Annotated in this window: 20 protein-coding genes and 1 pseudogene; 14 read left to right on the plus strand and 7 right to left on the minus strand. The window is 70.6% G+C overall.

Features of this window, described 5'->3' with window-relative positions:
- Both IE317_RS11460 and IE317_RS11465 read left to right on the plus strand, forming a co-directional pair.
- The coding region (locus IE317_RS11460; protein WP_191309162.1) for a tetratricopeptide repeat protein at window positions 1-485 on the plus strand (485 nt) is incomplete at its 5' end.
- Window positions 486-516: 31 nt separating this feature from the next.
- The gene (locus tag IE317_RS11465) at window positions 517-1,740 is read left to right on the plus strand and encodes an FAD-dependent monooxygenase (protein WP_191309164.1); all 1,224 of its coding nucleotides are present in this window, start codon (window positions 517-519) and stop codon (window positions 1,738-1,740) included.
- Here the strand turns inward: IE317_RS11465 and IE317_RS11470 are convergent.
- Both IE317_RS11470 and IE317_RS45295 read right to left on the minus strand, forming a co-directional pair.
- Window positions 1,709-2,029, minus strand: coding sequence for a DUF3140 domain-containing protein (locus IE317_RS11470; RefSeq protein WP_191309562.1), 321 nt, complete (start codon window positions 2,027-2,029; stop codon window positions 1,709-1,711). The two genes, IE317_RS11465 and IE317_RS11470, sit on opposite strands and share 32 nt — an antisense overlap.
- Window positions 2,030-2,416: 387 nt before the next feature.
- A pseudogene (locus IE317_RS45295) lies at window positions 2,417-2,794 on the minus strand (class I SAM-dependent methyltransferase); the annotation flags it as partial.
- Window positions 2,795-2,841: 47 nt separating this feature from the next.
- On the opposite strand from IE317_RS45295, the gene IE317_RS11480 reads away from it, so the two are divergent.
- Window positions 2,842-3,051 carry a DUF2945 domain-containing protein gene (locus tag IE317_RS11480; protein ID WP_191309165.1) on the plus strand — a complete coding sequence of 70 codons (210 nt, stop codon included), beginning with the start codon at window positions 2,842-2,844 and terminating at the stop codon, window positions 3,049-3,051.
- On the opposite strand, the gene IE317_RS11485 is transcribed toward IE317_RS11480, so the two are convergent.
- Both IE317_RS11485 and IE317_RS11490 read right to left on the minus strand, forming a co-directional pair.
- Window positions 3,048-3,497 carry an HIT family protein gene (locus tag IE317_RS11485; protein ID WP_191309167.1) on the minus strand — a complete coding sequence of 150 codons (450 nt, stop codon included), beginning with the start codon at window positions 3,495-3,497 and terminating at the stop codon, window positions 3,048-3,050. The genes IE317_RS11480 and IE317_RS11485 overlap by 4 nt on opposite strands.
- A 10-nt stretch (window positions 3,498-3,507) precedes the next feature.
- Window positions 3,508-4,626, minus strand: a complete 1,119-nt coding sequence (locus tag IE317_RS11490) for a helix-turn-helix domain-containing protein (protein WP_191309169.1) — start codon at window positions 4,624-4,626, stop codon at window positions 3,508-3,510.
- 177 nt (window positions 4,627-4,803) lie between these two features.
- Here IE317_RS11490 and IE317_RS11495 point away from each other — a divergent pair, with 177 nt between their 5' ends.
- Window positions 4,804-6,063, plus strand: a complete 1,260-nt coding sequence (locus IE317_RS11495; RefSeq protein ID WP_191309171.1) for a YncE family protein — start codon at window positions 4,804-4,806, stop codon at window positions 6,061-6,063.
- 3 nt (window positions 6,064-6,066) lie between these two features.
- Here IE317_RS11495 and IE317_RS11500 read toward each other — a convergent pair whose 3' ends face one another.
- Window positions 6,067-6,480 carry a DUF5655 domain-containing protein gene (locus tag IE317_RS11500; protein WP_229902645.1) on the minus strand — a complete coding sequence of 138 codons (414 nt, stop codon included), beginning with the start codon at window positions 6,478-6,480 and terminating at the stop codon, window positions 6,067-6,069.
- A gap of 17 nt (window positions 6,481-6,497) precedes the next feature.
- Entirely contained in the window at window positions 6,498-6,974 is a 477-nt protein-coding gene (locus IE317_RS11505; protein WP_191309175.1) for a MarR family transcriptional regulator, read from the minus strand.
- Between the two features lie 222 nt (window positions 6,975-7,196).
- On the opposite strand from IE317_RS11505, the gene IE317_RS11510 reads away from it, so the two are divergent.
- Window positions 7,197-7,910 (plus strand): DUF4142 domain-containing protein, encoded by a 714-nt coding sequence (locus tag IE317_RS11510; protein WP_191309177.1) that lies wholly within the window; start codon window positions 7,197-7,199, stop codon window positions 7,908-7,910.
- Window positions 7,911-7,990: 80 nt separating this feature from the next.
- Here the strand turns inward: IE317_RS11510 and IE317_RS11515 are convergent, their stop codons facing one another.
- Window positions 7,991-9,784 (minus strand): sigma-54-dependent Fis family transcriptional regulator, encoded by a 1,794-nt coding sequence (locus tag IE317_RS11515; RefSeq protein WP_191309179.1) that lies wholly within the window; start codon window positions 9,782-9,784, stop codon window positions 7,991-7,993.
- A gap of 103 nt (window positions 9,785-9,887) precedes the next feature.
- Between IE317_RS11515 and IE317_RS11520 the strand changes: the two genes are divergently transcribed.
- From IE317_RS11520 to groL, 9 genes are all read left to right on the plus strand, one after another.
- A complete protein-coding gene (locus IE317_RS11520) occupies window positions 9,888-10,142 on the plus strand; it encodes a hypothetical protein (protein ID WP_191309182.1) in 255 nt (84 codons plus the stop codon).
- A 72-nt stretch (window positions 10,143-10,214) separates the two neighbouring features.
- Window positions 10,215-11,864, plus strand: a complete 1,650-nt coding sequence (locus tag IE317_RS11525) for a methane monooxygenase (RefSeq protein WP_191309184.1) — start codon at window positions 10,215-10,217, stop codon at window positions 11,862-11,864.
- Window positions 11,865-11,883: 19 nt separating this feature from the next.
- Complete coding sequence (locus tag IE317_RS11530; protein WP_191309186.1) at window positions 11,884-12,912, plus strand: FAD-binding oxidoreductase; 1,029 nt, start codon at window positions 11,884-11,886, stop codon at window positions 12,910-12,912.
- Window positions 12,913-12,920: 8 nt separating this feature from the next.
- A complete protein-coding gene (locus IE317_RS11535; protein ID WP_191309188.1) occupies window positions 12,921-14,090 on the plus strand; it encodes a toluene hydroxylase in 1,170 nt (389 codons plus the stop codon).
- Window positions 14,087-14,458, plus strand: coding sequence for a propane 2-monooxygenase effector subunit MimD (gene mimD / locus IE317_RS11540; protein ID WP_191309190.1), 372 nt, complete (start codon window positions 14,087-14,089; stop codon window positions 14,456-14,458). The genes IE317_RS11535 and mimD overlap by 4 nt, the downstream gene beginning before the upstream one ends.
- 34 nt (window positions 14,459-14,492) lie before the next feature.
- On the plus strand, window positions 14,493-15,530 hold the full coding sequence (locus tag IE317_RS11545) for an amidohydrolase family protein (RefSeq protein ID WP_191309192.1): 1,038 nt from the start codon (window positions 14,493-14,495) through the stop codon (window positions 15,528-15,530).
- Window positions 15,527-16,216, plus strand: coding sequence for an iron-sulfur cluster assembly protein (locus IE317_RS11550; protein WP_191309194.1), 690 nt, complete (start codon window positions 15,527-15,529; stop codon window positions 16,214-16,216). Before IE317_RS11545 ends, IE317_RS11550 begins: the two co-directional genes overlap by 4 nt.
- Window positions 16,213-17,238, plus strand: a complete 1,026-nt coding sequence (locus tag IE317_RS11555) for an NAD(P)-dependent alcohol dehydrogenase (protein ID WP_191309196.1) — start codon at window positions 16,213-16,215, stop codon at window positions 17,236-17,238. Before IE317_RS11550 ends, IE317_RS11555 begins: the two co-directional genes overlap by 4 nt.
- A 10-nt stretch (window positions 17,239-17,248) precedes the next feature.
- Window positions 17,249-18,940, plus strand: a complete 1,692-nt coding sequence (gene groL / locus IE317_RS11560; RefSeq protein WP_191309198.1) for a chaperonin GroEL — start codon at window positions 17,249-17,251, stop codon at window positions 18,938-18,940.
- The last annotated feature ends 39 nt before the right edge of the window (window positions 18,941-18,979 follow it).

Here is an 18,979-nt window from a genome sequence, read left to right on the forward strand (position 1 = left end):
GGCTGGGCGAGCTCGCGCGGCGCGCGGGCGATCTGGCCGCGGCCCGGCGCTGGTACACCTCGGCGCTCGCCCTGGCCGCCGACCCGGTGACCGGCGGCGAGACCCGCATCCGCGTCCACACCGGCTTCGGCTGGACGGCGGCCGCCGCGGGCCGGCTCGACGAGGCCACCGAGCTCCACCAGGAAGCGCTGGCCACGGCGCTGGAGCACGCGAACCTGCCCGGTGCGGCCCAGGCGATCGAAGGACTGGCCGGGGTGCTGGCCGGACGGGACGAGGACGAGCGGGCCGCGTTCCTGCTCGGCGTGGCGGTCGGGCTGCGCGGCGCGCCGGTCACCGGGGACGCCGACGTCGACGGCGTGGCGGACCGCGTCCGCGCGCGCCTCGGCGCCGCGGCTTACGCCGAGGCGTTCGACCGCGGCCGGGAAACGCCCCCGGAGCAGGCCGTCGAGGAGGCCGGTCAGCGGCGGTTCGCGCTCGGTTCGTGAGCGGTCAGCGGCCGCGCCGATCCTTCGGGGCATGACGAAGCACATCCTGATCTCCGGCGCGAGTGTCGCCGGCCCCGCCCTCGCCTGGTGGCTGCACCACCACGGCTTCCGGGCCACCGTCGTCGAGCGCGCCCCGAGCCTGCGCGAAGGCGGCTACAAGGTCGACATCCGCGGCGTCGCGGTCGACGTCGTCCGCCGGATGGGCCTGCTGGAGCAGGTGCACGCGGCGAGCACAGACATGCGCGGCGCGGCCTTCGTGAACAAGCGCGGCAAGGAGCTCGCCACCCTCGACGCGGACACGTTCGGCTTCCGCCACGGCGACGACACCGAGATTCTGCGCGGCGACCTGGCCCGGATCCTCTACGACGCCACCCGATCGAACACCGAGTACCTCTTCGGCGACTGGATCACCGGGCTCGACGAGCGACCGGACGGCGTCGAGGTGACGTTCGCCCACGGCGCGCCCCGCCGGTTCGACCTGGTGGTGGGCGCCGACGGCCTCCACTCCGGCGTCCGTGCGCTGGCGTTCGGCCCGGAGGAGGACCACCTGCGCCGGTTCGACGCCTACATCTCGATCTCGACGGTGCCCAACAGCTTCGAGCTGGACCGCTGGGAGCTGCTGCACTCGGCGGCCCCGGGCAAGATGGTCAACGTCTACAGCACCGCGCGGGCGGCCGACGCGAAGGCGGCGTTCTGGTTCACCGCGCCCCCGCTGACCTACGACCGGCGCGACGTCGACAGCCAGAAGGAAATAGTGGCCGACCGGTTCGCCGGCCTGGGCTGGCAGATCCCGGCGCTGCTGGAGGCCATGCGCTCGGCGGACGACTTCTACTTCGACCCGGTGTGCCAGATCGTCATGGACCGCTGGTCGGCCGGCCGCGTGACCCTGCTGGGCGACGCGGGCTACTGCCCGTCCCCGGCGTCGGGCCAGGGAACGAGCCTGGCACTGGCGGGCGCGTACGTCTTGGCGGGCGAACTGGCTTCGGACTTTTCGCAGGCGCTGCCCCGGTACGAAGCCGCGATGCGGCCGTTCGTGGAGAAGAACCAGGCGCTGGCGAAGACGGCGTTGCGCGGGATCATCCCGCAGTCCCGGGCGTTCGCGTGGTTCAACACCCGGATGATCAAGCTGATGCCGCACCTGCCGGGCCGCAACCGCGTCCTCGAGCAGATGGCCCGCCCCATCCGGGAAGCGGCGAACGCCTTGGAGCTGAAGGATTACGCTGCTACTTCAGCGGATCGTGGCCCCAGTTCATGAGCGAGTGCCGCCAGGTCGTGTCCTCGACGTCCCCGGACGGGCGCTGGGCCAGGTGCCGGTGGACGTACCCGACCACCTTCCGCATGTGCGCCAGGTCGTCCTCGCTCAGGTCGTCCTTCTTCTTCCGCAGGATTTCGACGATGCGCCTGCCGGACTTGTGCCCGATCGACTCGCTGTCCTCGTGCTGCCCGGCGGCTTTCGACTCGTCGGTCCCCAGCCAGTCGTCGAGCTGCCGGGCGGTCATGTTGACGCTGGTGCCGAACTCGCGGCGCGTTTCCTCGTCGTCCATCCGGGACGGGTACCCGCGCCGGGCGCGCAGCACGCAGGTCAGCATGGGAAGGGTGAATTCACCGTCCGCGGTTTCCGGTTCCTGCGCCAGGAAAGCCCGGATGCGGCCGAGCGTGTCCGCTCGTTCCCGAGGCGGCATGACCAGCATCCCGGCCCGCGTGCCGAGGGTCGCCACCAGGGAAGCGGCGGTGCGGCGCTGCCGGTGCGGGAACCCGGCCCGCTCCGGCGAACCGAACCAGGTGGTCCCGCGCAGGATCTCACTCGTCACGGCACGCCAGCCGCCGGGCGTGTCCCGCGGCCCGATCACCGCGGGCCCGGCGACCCGCGCCAGCCCGGCCACCCACCCGACTCGGTCGTCCACGACATTCCACAGCCCGGCCAGGACGCCGCCGGGAGCGAGGACCCGGGCGATCTCGGGGCCCGCGACGGCCGGGTCGAACCAGTGCAGGGCGTTGCCGGCCAGGACCGCGTCGACGGACGCGTCCGGCAGCGGGACCGCCTCGGCGCTGCCCGGCCGGGCACGGACGTGCGGCTGCGACCGGCGCAACTCGGCCAGCATCGCCGGGTCGGGCTCGACCGCGGTCACGCCGAACCCGTGCTCCACCAGCGTCGCGGTGAGCTTGCCGGTTCCGGCGCCGAGGTCGAGCACCCGTGGGCCGGGCGCGGGGCCGAGTGCCCAGCGCACCGCGGCGGCCGCGTAGTCCGGGCGGTGCGCGGCGTAGGCGGCCGCCTCCGCACCGAACGACAGGCGCTCGTCCGGGTCCACGCGGTCACCGTAGTGGTGAGCGGGCGGATCCGGGGTACCCGCACGCCATGACCCAGGAATTCAAGAAGGGTGACCGCGTCCGGTGGGACGCGGGCAACCAGAGCTCGGTCGGCACGGTCGAGGAGAAGATCACCCAGGACACCCACGCCGGCAAGCGGGACGTCAAAGCGTCGCCCGACAACCCGCAGTACCTGGTCAAGAGCGAGAAGTCCGGGAAGACCGCCGTGCACCACCCGGACAAGCTGCACAAGGCCTAACGCGCCGCCCGGACCTTCTCCGCGACCTCCGTCAGCTCCTCGCGCGACCGCACCCGCCAGTCCGCCTGCATCACGAACCCGTCGCCGGCGAACCGGGGGATCACGTGCAGGTGGACGTGGGGGATCTCCTGGCCCGCGGCCTTCCCGTCGGCCAGGAACAGGTTGATCGCCTCGCAGCGCAGGTCCGTGCGCCGCAACGCCGCCGCCAGCTCCTGGGCGATGGTGAACATCCGCGCGCCCGCGGCCGCCGGGAGCGAGGCCAGGTCCGCGTGGTGGGTCCGCGGCAGCACCAGCAGGTGGCCGGTGGTCACCGGGCGCAGGTCGGCGACCGCCACGAAGTCGTCGTCCTCGTGCACGAAAGCCGCGGGCGCCTGGCCGCTGCCGATCGCGCAGAAAACGCATTCTCCGGTCGAGGTGGTCACCGGCAGACGGCGCAGCTCAGCCATGCGGGTGACCTTATCGGCCCCCGAGCCACCGGTGCAGGGCCCACCACGTCCGCACCGCATCGAGCACGCGGCCGCTGCTGTTCTCCGTCAGGGCCACCGGCGTGAGCTCGGCCAGCCGGTCGAGGCGGTACCGGACGGTGTTGGGGTGCAGGTGCAGTGCCTCGGCCGTGGGGCGGAGCCGCTGGCCGTGGTCGAGGTAGGCCAGCGCCGTCGCGGCCAGCTCGCGGTGGAACGCGTTGCCCGGGTCGAGCGCGCCGAGCAGGCCGGCCGTGAGCAGGCGCGCCAGCAGCGGCTGGGCCGTCAGCGCGATTTCGCCCGCCAGCTCGGTGAGGTCGTGGCAGCCGGGCCCGGCGATCCGGACCGCCGCCGTGCCGAGGCGGTGCACCTCGCGTAGCTCGGCCAGGGCTGCCGGGGGCGCGACGACCAGCCGGACGCCGTCGGCGAGCGCGACCCCGGCCGGCGGGCGGGCCGCGAGGCCGGTGAGCCGGCCCTCGACCAGCCCGTACACCCCGCCGAACTCCAGCAGCGCCTGTTCGAGCGTGCGCGCCCGCGCCGGGTCGCTGACGTCGGACACCACGCACGAGTACCGGCCTTCGGGGCGCAGCCCGGCCTGCCGGAGCTCCTCCGGCGTGGGCGAGTCGCCGCCGAGCAGCAGGGTGCGCAGGAGCTGCGTCCGCGCGTCGCGCACCGTCCGCGACAGCTGCAGCTCGGCCGCGTGGTAGCCCTTGACGATGTGCCGCTCGAGCGCGCCGGTATACCGCTCGGCTTCGAGGATGGTCTCGAGGATGACGTCGTCGGCCAGGCCCGCGGCCCGCGCGCGTTCGACGGCGAAGCGGGCCGCGAGGGTGCGGCCGGCCTGGACCCCGCGCAGCAGGTCGGCGAGCGGGACACCCTGTGCGGCCCGGTCGGCGCCCAGCGCCTCGGCGGTGGTGTAGTCCGCGGTGTCGGGGTTCGTCGTGGCGCGCAGCGCGGCGGAGAGCAGGAACCGGACGTGCCGCCGGTTCTCGGCTTCGGGCAGCCGCGCGACCTCGGGCGATTGGCTGCGCGCCGCCTTCACCAGCTCGTCGACGACGGCGTCGTCCGCGGCCATCGCGTCCAGCACCTGCCGCAGCAGCGGTGAGGCCGGCACGGCACCCTCCCGTTGTGGCAGCGCCACAACACCGCGTCCGCGATGTTGGGCGAGCGGCCCTACCGGAGCGGCTCCGGTGGCCGGTTATCGTGACAATACCGGACAGTAACCCCGTTCCTCCGCGAAATCCATCGACCGAAGGTCACCACACCTCTTCACTGCCGAAAGGTGTTCCCCGTGCGCAGTTCCCGTCGGAAACGGTCGTACCTCTCCCGCCTGGCTTTGCTCACCGCGTCCGTCGCCCTCCTGGCGACCGGCGCCGCGGTGCCGGCGACCGGCGCCGCGGCGGCCCTGCGGGAGGTGATGTTCGTCGGCAACAACTGGGAAGGCACGGCCGACGTCATCCAGTCCCGCGGTTCGTTCGCCAAGATCGGCCGGGTGAACATCATCCCCGACAAGGACCAGCGGCTCGCGGAGATCTACCTCAACCCGATCAAGCTGGCCTTCTTCCTCGGCATCCGCAACGGGCCGGGCGAGGGGCACGACCAGTTCGTCGACGACATGTACACCACGCCGGACGGCGGTTCGGTGGTGGCGTCGCGGCCGAGCTTCGCCGACGTCGTCTCGATCAACCTGACGACCGGCCGGATCAACTGGCGCTTCCCGGTGTCGGGTTTCCGCTCCGACCACATGGCGGTCTCGCCGGACGGCCGCCGCGTCGCCGTCTCCGCTTCGACGTCGAACACCGTGCACGTGCTGGACATCGTCACCGGCCAGCAGGTGGGCTCCTTCGCCACCGGCGACAAGCCGCACGAGAACGTGTTCACCGACGGCGGCCGGTACCTGTGGAACATGTCGATCGGCGAGGTCAACACCGACCTCGACGACCCGGGCTGGGACTTCACCAAGGGGGACCGGCGGATCACCGTGGTCGACGCGGCGACCTTCCGCCAGGTCAAGGTGATCGACATGCGCCAGCGCCTCGACGCCTTCGGCCGCAGCGACCTCTCGGACGCCGTGCGCCCGGTCGCCTTCACCCCGGACGAGTCCAAGCTGTACTTCCAGGTGTCGTTCTTCAACGGTTTCGCCGAGTACGACGTCGCCACCGACAAGATCACGCGGATCAAGGAACTGCCGAAGAACCCGGCCACCAGCGACGACCGCAAGACCTTCGTCAACGACTCGCGCCACCACGGCATGTCGATGAACCCGGCGGGCACCAAGCTCTGCATCGCCGGGACCATGGACGACTACGCCACGGTCGTCGACCGCGCGTCCCTGCAACAGGGGACGCTGGTGCCCGCGGTGAAGCCGTACTGGGCGACGGTGAGCGGCGACGGCAAGGCCTGCGTGATTTCCGAGGCCGGCGCGGACCAGGTCACCGCCATCGACTTCGCGACCGGGCAGAAGCTCGTCTCGGTGCCGGTCGGCGACCACCCCCAGCGGGTCCGCATCGGCCACGTGCCGGACGGCTGGACCGGCCCGTCCGGTTCCTGAGGATCAGGAGACGGCGAAGGCCGCGGTCAGCCAGCCGCGGACTTCGTCGTCCACATCGGACACGGCGCGCAGGCTGAGCTTGTGCCCGACGCGCGGCCCGCTCGCCCAGCTCGCCGGGGCGATGCGGGCCGTTTCGATCGGCCGGGGCAGCCACAGGTACACCAGCACGTCCCGCGACCGCGGGCGCAGCTCGGCCAGCTTCCGGTCCCGCTTGAGGAACACCCCGACCTTGACGGCGTCCTCGTGGACGTCGCCGAGGGTGCGCAGGTGGTCGAGCACCGCGTCGTACACCGAACGCTGCCACGGCGGCTTGCCCGCGAACGTGTCGTCCACCGTGCAGCCGGGGACGCAGGTGTGCCCCTGACCGGCCCGCGCGAACTCCCGGTCGCAGCGGGGGCACGTCCACCGGGTCGGCATGCCGTCCAGGATGGCACTCACAGCGCGGCCGGGCCGAGTGCGGGGATGGTGGCGGCCGCGTGCACCAGCTGCCGGGCCGCCTTGGCCGCGGCCTTCCGCTGCGATGGCGGCAGCTTGTCCAGCAGCGCGCCGAGGGCGGCCTGCCGCCGCTCGAGCATCCGCGCCACGATTTCGTGACCCGTCTCGGTCACCTCCAGCGTGACGACGCTGCGGTTGCCCGGGCTGCGGCCACGGGCCACGTACCCGAGGGCCTCCAGCCGGTCGGCCAGACGCGTCACCGAGGACGCGTTGACGCCCATCGCCGCCGCCAGCTGTGAGCTCGGGACCCGGCCGAGGCGGTCGAGGACGAGCAGGAGCCGCGTCTGCGGGAAGGACACTTCGGGCGGGGCCGCGTGCGCGCATTCCCACGCGATCCCGACCAGTACCACGGTGAGGCCGTCGAGGGCGGCCACGTCCGGGTCGGCGCCCGGGGCCGCGTCTTCGAGGGGTTGCATGACGCAATACTTGCCAATCGCAAGAGCATCGGTCAAGATGGACATCCCCGGCGCTCGCCGGCGGTGCTCGGCCGGACCGGCCGCACTTCCCTTTCCGCTGTCTTCGACGCCTTTGTGCGCTGATTCCGTTGGCAGGCAAGAAAAATACTCCGGATTTCGCTGAACCTCCGCGTGACGGCGTCCGTGTACCCCGTACCAGAACTGTCGTCATAAGGAGGAACCATGCCGGATCACCGTGGCATGACGGGCCGCGCCAAGGCCCGGACCGCGCTGGTCGTCGTGGCCACGCTCGCCGTCGTCGGCGTGGGCTCGGTCATGGTGCTGAACGCCAACGCCCAGACCGCGCCCGGCTCGACGCAGGCGCAGGTCCCCGCCTACGGCCACGACATGGCCGGCATGCAGATGGGGTCGGACGGCGACGCCGCCGCCGGCGCCCCGGTCTCCGGTGCCGGGCCGGTCACCGAGCTCGACAAGACGTTCCTGGTCAAGGTTCGCCAGGCCGGTCTGTGGGAGATCCCCGCCGGCTCCCTGGCGCAGACCCACGCCAGCAGCGAGCAGGTGAAGCGTGCGGGGCTGCACCTGCTCGACGGCCATTCGCGCCTCGACCAGCTCGTCCGCGAGGACGCGAAGATGCTCGGGGTGACGCTTCCGGAGCAGGCCACCGCCGAACAGCAGGGCTGGGTCCGGCAGCTGACCGCCGCCCAGGGGCTCGAGTTCGACAAGCTGTTCGCGAACCTCCTCCGCTCCTCGCACGGCAAGATCTTCGCGACCATCGCCGAAGTCCGCGCCGGCACGCAGAACGACGTGATCCGGCGGCACGCGAAGCAGGCCAACCAGACCGTCATGGACCACATGGAGGTCCTCGAGGACACCGGCCTGGTCGACGCGAAAACGCTCGCCGACGTCGCCGCGGCGGTGAACCCGCCCGCGAAGTGACCCGCACGCAATGAATGACTCATTCCTGGCTTGCGACGCCAGGAATGAGTCATTCACTGCACCGCGCGGCCCGGTGGCGGTTACCGGGCCGGCGGCACGATGCCGTACTCGTGGATCTTGCGGTAGATCGTCGCCCGCGAGATGCCCAGCAGCTTCGCCGCCCTGACCTTGTTGCCGTCCGCGTCCTCCAGGCACCGCACGATGGCGTCCCGCTCGATCGACTCGAAGCGGTTCAGCGGCCGCCGGGTCACCGCGTGGAACTCCGCCGGCAGGTCGCCCGGGCGGATGGTGCCCGCCCGGCGGCGCCGGGCGACCGTGCGCAGCACCTGGTGGAGCTGACCGGTGTTGCCCGGCCACTCCGCCCGCATCAGCAGGTGCAGGGCCGCGGCCGAACACGTGAGCCTGCCGCCGTAGCCGAGCTTGCTCAGCACCAGCGGGACGAGCTCCGCGAGGTCTTCGACGTGGTGGCGCAGCGGCGGCACCCGCACCGTCCGGGGGAAGAACTTCAGCAGCTCGGCCAGTGCCGGCTCGGTTTCGGCCTCCGGCACGAGGGTGACGACGACCCAAGGTGCTCCGGGGTCCTCGCGCAGGGTCCGCAGCACCGCCGCCAGCGCGGCGGCCGCCGGCGCCGTCAGCCGGTCGGCGTGGCGGATCACCAGCGTGCGGATCGGGGCTTCGGCGTGCTCGCGCGGCAAGGCGGCCCACTCCGCGCCGAGGGCCGCGTCGACGGTCAGCAGCCGGGCCGCCGGGTGATGACGCTGGTGGAGGCCCTTCGCCAGGGTCAGCTTGCCGGTCCCGGACTCGCCTTCGAGCGCGACCCACTCACCGCGCTGGTGGCCGGTGTCGAGGTCGTGCGCGCACCGCAGCCACAGCGGCGCCGAGCCGACGACACCCGGCAGGTACAGCGGCAGCATCGGCGTCGGGACGGCCAGGGTCTCCTCGGCCTCGATCAGCTTCACCGACAGCACGCCACCCGCGGTCTCGGAGTCACGCCGTCCCGCGACGCGGCGGCACAGCACCCGGACCCGCAGCCCGCTGGACAGCGACAGGGTCGCCGGGGTCCGGCGGCCCTCCGCCAGCGCTTCGGTGGCGTGGCCGAGCAGCACCGACTGGTCGGCCGGGTCGAGCAGCTGCCGGGCCCGGTCGTTCATCATCACGATGTCTTCGTTGAACGCCAGCACGATCCCGGTCCACCGGCGGCAGGTCTGCAGGTAGGCCTGGAAGAGCAGCATCTCGCGCAGGTCGCTGTGCCGCAGCAGGGCCTGGCGGATCTGCTCGGCCGTCGAACGGGCCAGCGCGACGAGGAGGCCGCCGGCGTCCCGGTGCCAGCAGGTGAGGTCGACGGCGCCGACCTTCTTGCCCGAGATGGGGTGGTGGATCGGCACCCCCGCGCAGGCCAGGTTCTCCAGGTGCTCGGCGTAGTGCTCGTGGCCGAACACCGTCGTCGGGCGGCCGTCCTCCAGCGCGGTCCCGATGCCGTTCGTGCCGACCGACTGCTCACCGTAGCTGAACCCGGGCACCAGTTCGACGCGCTCCAGGTGCCGGGCCAGGTCGGCGTCGCCGGTCCGCTGGGTGAGCACGACGCCGCCGGCGTCGGTGAGGATGAGGCTGATCGGCTGGCCATCGAACTGCTCGCCCAGCTTGTCCAGCACCGGTTCGGCGCCGCGCATGAGCGGGATGTCGAGGTTCTGGTCGCCGAGGTAGAGGGGGTCGATCCGGTCGGCCTCGACCTGGAACTCCCGCGACCGCCGCCACGAAGCCAGGATCGTCGGCCGGACCGTGCCGGCGGGAACCGCTTCCGCGGTGAGGAACCGCACCCGGGTGCGGGCGAGCTCGTCGTCGGCGACCAGTGTGCCGGGCGCGATCTCGTCCACGTGACCTCCCGTAGTGACGCCAGTCCAGCGTAAGCGCGCGCCGACGGCGGCGGTGTCTCAAATTGAGACGCGCCCGGCCGCGCGGCAGCGGTGCGATGGGGGAATGGCCGCCGAAACGTACAACCCCTGGACGATCGTCAACCTGATCTTCACGCACCTGGCCGAGCAGGGACTGCACCCGACGCTGGGCACGGCCGGCGACCCCGGCGAACCCGCCGCCGCGCTCCTGCGGGCCTTCGGGATCGTCCCGGCCGCCGAAGGGGACGCGCGGGTGCGGGCCGGGATCCACGACGAGCTGGCCGCCCTGCGCGCGCGGCTGCTCGACACGCCCGCCGGCAGCGGTTCTGTCTCAGATTGAGACCCGCGTCCGCCGCGCGGGCCCGCCTAATGGTCAGCGCCGGCCCGCCGAGCCGCGAATAAGGAGTGAGCCATGAGTCGCCAGAGTGTGGCGAAAGCCCACCAGAAGATCCAGGAACTGTCGTGGGAACCGGCGTACCACACCCCGGTTTCGCACTACGGCACCGACTACACCTTCCGGAAGGCCAAGAAGAAGGACCCGCTGAAGCAGGTCCTCCGCTCGTACTTCCCGATGCAGGAGGAAAAGGACCACCGGGTCTACGGCGCGGAGGACGGCGCGATCCGCGGCAACATGTTCCGCCAGGTCCAGGAGCGCTGGCTGGAGTGGCAGAAGCTGTTCCTGTCGATCATCCCGCTGCCGGAGATCTCCGCCGCGCGGGCGATGCCGCTGCTGTTCCGCACGGTCCCGAACCCGGAACTGCACAACGGCCAGGCGATCCAGATGATCGACGAGGTCCGCCACTCGACGATCCAGCAGAACCTCAAGCGCCTGTACATGCAGAACTACATCGACCCGGCGGGCTTCAACTCGAGCCTGCGCAACTTCCAGAACGACTACTGCGGCACCATCGGCCGCCAGTTCGCCGAGGGTTTCATCACCGGGGACGCCATCACCGCGGCGAGCATCTACCTGACGATCGTCGCCGAAACGGCGTTCACGAACACGCTGTTCGTCGCCATGCCGGCCGAGGCCGCCGCGAACGGCGACTACCTGCTGCCCACGGTGTTCCACTCGGTCCAGTCCGACGAATCCCGCCACATCAGCAACGGTTACGCGACCCTGCTGATGGCGTTGTCGGACGAAAGCAACCACCAGCTGCTCGAACGCGACCTGCGGTACGCGTGGTGGAACAACCACGCCGTCGTCGACGCCGCGATCGGCACGTTCATCGAATACGGCACCAAGGACCGCCGCAAGGACCGCGAAAGCTACGCGGAAATGTGGCGCCGCTGGATCTACGACGACTATTACCGCTCCTACCTCGTCCCGCTCGAGAAGTACGGCCTGGTGATCCCGCACGACCTGATCGAAGAGGCCTGGAACCGGATCTGGAACAAGGGCTACGTCCACGAGGTCGCGCAGTTCTTCGCCACCGGGTGGCTCGCCAACTACTGGCGCATCGACCCGATGACCGACGAAGACTTCGAATGGTTCGAGTACAAGTACCCGGGCTGGTACGACAAGTACGGCAAGTGGTGGGAGAACTACAACCGCCTCTCGACGCCGAACGGGCACCACCCGATCGTCGCCGAGGACGTCGACTACGTGTACCCGCACCGCTGCTGGACCTGCATGGTGCCGTGCCTCATCCGCGAAGACATGGTGGTGGACCAGGTCGACGGCCAGCACCGGACGTACTGCTCGGAGACCTGCCGCTGGACCGACGCCGAGGCGTTCCGGCCCACCTACCAGGGCCGCAACACCCCGAACATGGGCCAGCTGGTCGGCGCCCGCGAGTGGGAAACGCTCTACCACGGCTGGAACTGGGCCGACGTCGTCTCCGACATGGGTTTCGTCCGTGACGACGGCAAGACCATGGTCGCGCAGCCGCACCTGAACCTGGACCCGAAGAAGATGTGGACGCTCGACCACCTGCGCCGGATGCCCGAGGTGCAGTCGCCGAACGTGCTGCTCAACCAGATGACCGACGCCGAGCGCGCTGCGTTCGTCGCCGACTACAACCGCCAGGGCCCGGCCGGGCGCCCGGCGCCGCAGGCCTGACGGACGGGCGGGGTCCGGCATGAGCGAAAAGCACCGCGTCCGGTTCGAGCCGGTCGGGATCGAGATCGACGTCGCCGAGGACACCACGATCCTGCGCGCCGCCGCCGAGCAGGGCGTGATGCTCATGCACGGCTGCAAGGAAGGGCAGTGCGCGGCCTGCAAGTCGTTCCTCCTCGACGGCGACGACGTCGAACACGACCGGTATTCGACCTTCGCGCTTCCCGACTACGAAAAGGAGGAAGGCTTCACGCTGCTGTGCCGAGCCCACGCCTACGAAGACCTGACCATCGAGCTGCTCAACTACGACGAGGAGATGATCCAGTCCGGCCTGCCGATCCAGGAGGCCGAGGTCGAGGTCGTCGCCAACGACCCCGTCACCCACGACCTGCGCCACCTGGTCGTCCGGCTGGACGGCGACCTCAAGTTCTTCCCGGGCCAGTACCTGGACTTCGCGGTCCCGGGCACCGAGGAGACGCGGTCGTTCTCCATGGCCAACACCTCGGCCCGCGACGGGTTCCTGGAGTTCGTCATCAAGATCTACCCCGGCGGGCTGTTCTCCCGGTTCCTCGACGCCGATGTCGCGGTCGGCGACCGGCTCCGGGTGACCGGCCCGTTCGGGGTGTTCACCCTCCGGGACAACCCGGGCGCGGACCTCGTGTTCGTCGGCGGCGGGGCCGGAATGGCGCCCATCCTCTCGTTGCTGCGGTCCATGGCCGAGCGCGGGATCGACCGGAAGGCGGTCTTCTACTACGGCGCCCGCCGCCGCCGCGACCTCTGTTTCGAAGCGGAACTGCGGGCGCTGGAGGCGAAACTGCCGGGCTTCCGGTACGTGCCGGCGCTGTCGGAGCCGGGTGACGACGACTGGACCGGCGAGACCGGCTTCGTCACCGACGTCCTGCGCCGGGCCGCGGCGAACCTGACCGGCGCGGACGCCTACGTCTGCGGGCCGCCGCCGATGGTCGAAGCGGCGCTCGAGCTGCTGCCCGCGCTGGGCGTCGACGGCAAGCGCGTCTTCTACGACAAGTTCACCACCACGGGCGAAGGGTAAGGAAACCCATGACAGCCACCTCCGAACGCAGTGTGCCGAAGCCGACGTTCACCGACGCCGAAGCGGGCGCCAAGGTCTTTCCGGACTCCACCGCCCGCCAGTACAACTACTTCACCCCGGCCAAGCGCAAGCAGAGCCACTACGAGGACGTCACCGTCGAGGTCCAGCCCGACCCGCGGCACTACCTGTCCCAGGGCTGGCTCTACGCCTTCGCCGACGGCCAGGGCGGCTACCCGCTGGAGTGGACCGCCCTGAAGGCGTGGGGCTCGGACCGGCCGCTGCCCGAGCGCGGCCCGGGCTCCGGTGGGAAGGGCTACGACTGGCCGGCGCACGGCTGGCACGAGTTCCGCGACCCCAACGAGGAGTGGGAGCTCACCCTCTACCGCTACAACGCGAACGTCGTGCGCCAGCTGAACCAGAACGTCGACGCCGCGCGCCAGGCCAAGGCGTTCGAGCAGTGGAACCGCAACTGGGTCGACTTCGTCGCCAAGCACGTCGGCGCGTGGATGCACGTCGACCACGGCTTGGGCCTGTACCTGTTCGCCAACGCCAACCGCCGCGCCCCGACGAACATGCACAACAACGCGATCTCGGTGAACAGCATGCACCGCATCCGGGCGGCGCAGGACCTGGCGCTGTACAACCTGACGCTCACCGAGGAGATCGAGGGCTTCGACGGCACGGCCCACCTGTCCACCTGGAACGAAGACCCGGCCTGGCAGGGCGTCCGGGAGACCGCCGAGCAGCTGACCGGGATCTGGGACTGGGCCGAGGCGATCTTCGCCGCGAACGTCGTCTTCGAGCCCCTGGTCGGCGAGCTGTTCCGCAGCAACCTGGTGCAGCAGGCCGCGCCGGCCAACGGCGACTTCGTCACCCCGACGTTGATCGGCGCCGAGGAGTTCGACTTCTCCGAACGCGACCTCCGCTACACGAAACCGCTGTTCCACCTGCTGATCAACGACAAGGAGTTCGCCGACCACAACAAGGCGCTGCTGCAGAAGTGGCTCGAGGACTGGGTGCCGCGGTGCATCGCCGCCGCCCGCGCGCTGCAGCCGCTGTGGTCGCAGCCCGACGCCAAGCCGATCCGGTTCGAGGACGGTCTCGACCGCGTGAAGAGCCGGTTCGCCGGAATCCTGTCCGAATTGGGTCTCAAGGCACCCGAGGAGCTGGGCCAGTGACTGTCTTCAAGACCGCGGAAAGCCCGTTCAAGGCCGACAACACCGCGTCGAACATGTGCGGGTTCACCCTGATGAACAACCAGGTCGGCGCGATCATCGCGGAGGTGATGGGAACGAAGGACAACGTCACCATCACGCCGCTGCCGTCGATGATCCGGGTCGACGCGACCGGCCGGATGGAGGTCGTCTACGCCGAGGTCGACGAGGCCGCCGGCGAGGAGGAGGGCTGGTTCAACGCGGCCGAGTTCGAGGAAAGCATGTCGACCCACTACGGGCGGATGATCCACGAAGACGACCGCACGATCATGTTCGCCAACCCCGAGGACGCGGCCGAGTACCTCGACTTCGACCTCAAGCCGATCAAGTAAGCGAAGCACTCGATCCCGCTCAGGAGGATCAACCATGTACCAAAAAGACGGCGAAAAATACTTCGTGGTGGACGCTCACACCCACTTCTGGGACGCCAGCCCGGAAAACTGGGTGGAAGGGCAAGAGGAATACGCCAAGGGCTGGATCGAGTGCTTCCACGCCTACCAGGGGCTCGGCCCGCAGGAGACGCACTGGCCGATCGACCGGTTCCGGAAGTACTCCGAGGAACTGATGATGCACGACCTCTTCGAGGCCGGGCACGTCGACAAGGCCATCTTCCAGCCGACCAACCTGCGGCAGTGGTACAAGACGGGCTTCAACACCACCGAGAACGACGGCGCGCTGGCCGAGAAGCACCCGGACAAATTCCTCGTCAACACGACCTTCGACCCGCGCGAAGGCGACGAGGGCATGAAGGCGTTCGAGGAGCGTGTCAAGCGGTACCACTGCAAGGGCGTCAAGCTGTACACCGCCGAGTGGCGCGGGGACTCCCGCGGCTGGAGCCTCAAGGACCCGGATGCCGCGCGCTACCTGGAGAAGTGCGAGGAGCTGGGCGTCAAGAACATCCACATCCACAAGGGACCGACGATCTGGCCCCTCGACAAGGACGCCTTCGACGTGTCCGACGTGGACCACGTGGCGACGAACTTCCAGGGCCTCAACTTCATCGTCGAGCACGTCGGCCTGCCGCGCATCGAGGACTTCTGCTTCATGGCCACCCAGGAGCGGAACGTCTACGCCGGGCTCGCCGTCGTGGTCGGCGGCCTGATGCACGCCCGGCCGAAGTTCTTCGCGAAGGTCATGGGCGAGCTGATGTTCTGGCTCGGCGAGGACAAGCTGATCTTCGGCGCGGACTACGCCATCTGGGAACCGAAGTGGCAGGTCGAGGGTTTCGTCGACTGGAACATGCCGGGTGACGAGGAGCTGTCGGACTTCGCGCCGCTGACCGTCGACCAGAAGAAGAAGATCCTCGGGCTGAACGCCGCCCGGCTGTACGACATCGACGTCCCCGAGGAGCTTCGGTTGAAGGACCCGGAGAACGTCGAGCCGGTCGGCGTGCCGAACTCATGACGACGCTGGTGACCGGGGCCCGCGCCGCCGTGTGGGCGGCGCTGGGCACCGTCCGGGATCCCGAACTGGACGAGCCCCTCACCGACCTCGGGTTCGTGGCCCGCTGCGAGGTGAGCGACGCGGGCCACGCCGTGGTCCGGCTGCGGCTGCCGACGTACTTCTGCGCACCCAACTTCGCGTTCCTGATGGTGGCGGACGCCTACGACGCCGTGGCCGGCGTGCCGGGCCTGACCGGGCTCGACATCCGCCTCGACGACCACTTCGCGTCCGACGTCATCAACCGCGGGGTCGCGGCCCGGCAGGGGTTCGTCGCGTCGTTCGAGGGTGAGGCCGCCGACGAGCTCGACACGCTGCGGTACGACTTCGTCCGCAAGGCCGTCCTGGCCGGCACCGACCGCGTCTGCCGGGCCCTCGGCCGGGACCCGCGATCGCTGACCCTCGGCGACGTCCCGCCGAGCCCGGACCTGGACCGGCTGCGGGCCCGCCGCCGCGAGCTCGGCCTGCCCGCCGAGGACGGCGACCCGCTGCTGCTCGACCCGGCGACCGGCACGACCCCGGCCGATGCGAAGCGGTACCTCGCCTTCGCGCGGCTGACCCGCACGAGCATGGAGGCCAATTCGGGCGTCTGCCGCGGCATGCTGCGCGCGCGGTACGCCTTGACCAGCGAAGAGGAGGGCACGGGATGAAGGCCGTGCGGCTGCAGAAGTACCACCAGCACCCGGTGATCGAAGACGTCCCGGAGCCGCGCGCCACGGGACCCTTCGACGTCGTGGTCAAGATCGGCGGCGCCGGCGTCTGCCGCACCGACCTGCACATCATCGAGGAGCAGTGGGCCGAGAAGTCCGGCGTCGAGCTGCCGTACACGATCGGCCACGAGAACGCGGGCTGGGTGCACGAGGTCGGCCCGGCGGTGACGAACGTCGAGGTCGGCGACACGGTCATCCTGCACCCGACGCCGACGTGCGGGCTCTGCCACGCCTGCCGAGCCGGGGACGACATGCATTGCCCGAACGGCAGCTTCCCCGGCATCAGCAGCGACGGCGGGATGGCGGAGTACCTGCTGACGTCGGCGCGGGCGTGCATCAAGCTCGATCCCTCGACCGAGCCGTCCGATGTGGCCGCGTTGGCCGACGCCGGGATCACCGCCTACCACGCGGTGCGCAAGGCCGTCCCGCAGCTGTACCCGGGCACCACCTGCGTCGTCAACGGCGCCGGCGGCCTCGGGCACATCGGCATCCAGTCGCTGCGCGCGCTGACCGCGGCGCGGGTGGTCGTGGTCGACCGCAACGCCGACGCCCTCGAACTGGCGGCCACCCTGGGCGCCGACGAGACCGTGCTCGCCGACGGCAAGCAGGTCGAGGCCGTCCTCGACCTGACCGGCGGCAACGGGGCGGAGGTCGTCCTCGACTTCGTCGCCGAGCAGGGCGCCCAGCAGGACGCCTTCGCGATGACCCGGCGCGCCGGCTCGCACTTCGTCATCGGCTACGGCTCGAACATCGAGATCCCGACGATCGACATCATCTCCACCGAACGCAACATCATCGGCAACCTGGTGGGCACCTACAACGACCTCGTCGAGCTGATGGTGCTGGCCCAGGCCGGGAAGGTCACGCTGCACACGAAGAAGTACCCCCTGGACGCGGCGCTCGACGCACTGGCCGACCTCGACGCCGGCCGCGTGCGCGGCCGCGCGATCCTCACCCCCTAGGAGCAGGCACATGGCGAAGGAACTGCGGTTCGGCCCGGACGCCCGCGACCTGCTGCTGGCGGGGGTGGACAAGCTGGCCGAAGCGGTCAAGTCCACGTTGGGCCCCAAGGGCCGCAACGTCATCATCGAGAAGATCACCGGGTCACCGGTGGTCACCAACGACGGCGTCACCATCGCGCGCGAGATCCACCTGAAGAACCAGTTCGAAAACATGGGCGCGCAGCTGGTCAAGGAAGCGGCGATCAAGACCAACGACGTCGTCGGCGACGGCACCACCACGGCCACCGTGCTGGCCCAGGCGATCGTCCGCGAAGGCATGCGGGCCATCGCGGCCGGCGGCAACCCGGTGCTGGTCAAGCGCGGCATCGACCACGCCGTGGGGCTGCTGGTGGCGCACCTGGAGAAGCAGGCGCACCCGGTGGTGTCCGAACAGGACTACGCGCGGGTGGCGGCGATCTCGGCCAACGACGACGACGCCGTCGGCGCGGTCATCGCCAAGGCCCTGCACACGGTCGGCGATGGCGGGGTGGTCACGGTCGAGGAGTCGCCGTCGATCGGGATGAGCGTCGAGTTCGTCGAGGGGTTCGAGTTCGACAACGGCTACCTCTCGCCGTACCTGGTCACCGACCCTGGCCGGCTGGAAGCGGTGCTCGACGACCCGTACATCCTGATGTGTGCGGAGAAGATCACCCAGGTGCAGCAGCTGATGCCGTTGCTGGACAAGGTGATGCGGAACCCGCGGCCGCTGGTGGTGATCGGCGAGACGGTCGAGGGCACAGCGCTGTCGATGCTGGTGCACAACCACCTGAACGGCACGTTCCAGTCGGTCGCGGTCCGCGCGCCGGGCTTCGGCGACCGGCGGCTGCACAAGCTGGAGGACCTCGCGGCCATCGTCGGCGGCGCGGTGCTCTCGCGGCAGTCCGGGTTCACGATGGAGACCATGACGCTGGAGCACCTCGGCCGCGCCAAGCAGGTCCGGGTCACCGAGAACCGCACGACCATCGTGGGTGGCGCGGGATCCTCGGAGGCCGTGGACTTCCGGGTCGGCCAGCTGCGGGCGGAGCTGGAGCGCGCGCAGTTCGGCGTCGACGAGGACGTCCTGACCGAGCGGATCGGCGCGTTGACCGGCAAGGTCGCGGTGGTCCGCGTCGGCGCGGCCACCCCGGCCGAGCTGAAGGAGCTGCAGCACCGGGTCGAGGACGCCCTGTCGGCGACCCGGGCGGCCATGGCCGAGGGCATCGTGGCCGGCGGGGGCGCGGCGCTCCTGCACGCCGAACAGGCCCTGGAAGGCCTCGGCTTGGACGGTGACCAGGCCATCGGCGTCGAGATCGTCCGGCGGGCCCTGGCCGAACCGGCGTTCCTGATCGCGCACAACGCGGGCCACCCGGCGCACGAGATCGTCGCGCGGACCAGGGAGCTGGGCGACGACGAGGGCTTCGACGCCCTGCACGACCGCTACGGGGACATGATCGCCCTCGGCGTCGTCGACCCGCTGCGGGTGTGTCGGTCCGCGGTGCAGAACGGCGCCTCGGTGGCGGGTCTGCTGCTCACGACGAACTCGCTGATCGCCGAGGAACAGACCCCGTGGGGTGGCAGCCCGGCCCTGATGACCGAGTTCGGCCCGCTGGACGAAGGCCTGCACCAGCCGTCCCCCGACGCGAGCACGCCGCAGTCGCTCGGGATGGGCCCCTCCGTCGGCTGAGGTCTCCCGGCCTGCGGAGTGAGGAGGTCTTCCCGCCGG

Source organism: Amycolatopsis bullii (assembly GCF_014654205.1).
Classification (GTDB): domain Bacteria; phylum Actinomycetota; class Actinomycetes; order Mycobacteriales; family Pseudonocardiaceae; genus Amycolatopsis; species Amycolatopsis plumensis.

Coding starts and splice junctions, on each gene's coding strand:
- IE317_RS11465 (WP_191309164.1), top strand. CDS start 517: ATGACGAAGCACATCCTGATCTCCGGCGCGAGTGTCGCCGGCCCCGCC.
- IE317_RS11470 (WP_191309562.1), bottom strand. CDS start 2,029: ATGGACGACGAGGAAACGCGCCGCGAGTTCGGCACCAGCGTCAACATG.
- IE317_RS11480 (WP_191309165.1), top strand. CDS start 2,842: ATGACCCAGGAATTCAAGAAGGGTGACCGCGTCCGGTGGGACGCGGGC.
- IE317_RS11485 (WP_191309167.1), bottom strand. CDS start 3,497: ATGGCTGAGCTGCGCCGTCTGCCGGTGACCACCTCGACCGGAGAATGC.
- IE317_RS11500 (WP_229902645.1), bottom strand. CDS start 6,480: ATGCCGACCCGGTGGACGTGCCCCCGCTGCGACCGGGAGTTCGCGCGG.
- IE317_RS11505 (WP_191309175.1), bottom strand. CDS start 6,974: ATGCAACCCCTCGAAGACGCGGCCCCGGGCGCCGACCCGGACGTGGCC.
- IE317_RS11510 (WP_191309177.1), top strand. CDS start 7,197: ATGCCGGATCACCGTGGCATGACGGGCCGCGCCAAGGCCCGGACCGCG.
- IE317_RS11520 (WP_191309182.1), top strand. CDS start 9,888: ATGGCCGCCGAAACGTACAACCCCTGGACGATCGTCAACCTGATCTTC.
- IE317_RS11525 (WP_191309184.1), top strand. CDS start 10,215: ATGAGTCGCCAGAGTGTGGCGAAAGCCCACCAGAAGATCCAGGAACTG.
- IE317_RS11530 (WP_191309186.1), top strand. CDS start 11,884: ATGAGCGAAAAGCACCGCGTCCGGTTCGAGCCGGTCGGGATCGAGATC.
- IE317_RS11535 (WP_191309188.1), top strand. CDS start 12,921: ATGACAGCCACCTCCGAACGCAGTGTGCCGAAGCCGACGTTCACCGAC.
- IE317_RS11545 (WP_191309192.1), top strand. CDS start 14,493: ATGTACCAAAAAGACGGCGAAAAATACTTCGTGGTGGACGCTCACACC.
- IE317_RS11550 (WP_191309194.1), top strand. CDS start 15,527: ATGACGACGCTGGTGACCGGGGCCCGCGCCGCCGTGTGGGCGGCGCTG.
- IE317_RS11555 (WP_191309196.1), top strand. CDS start 16,213: ATGAAGGCCGTGCGGCTGCAGAAGTACCACCAGCACCCGGTGATCGAA.
- groL (WP_191309198.1), top strand. CDS start 17,249: ATGGCGAAGGAACTGCGGTTCGGCCCGGACGCCCGCGACCTGCTGCTG.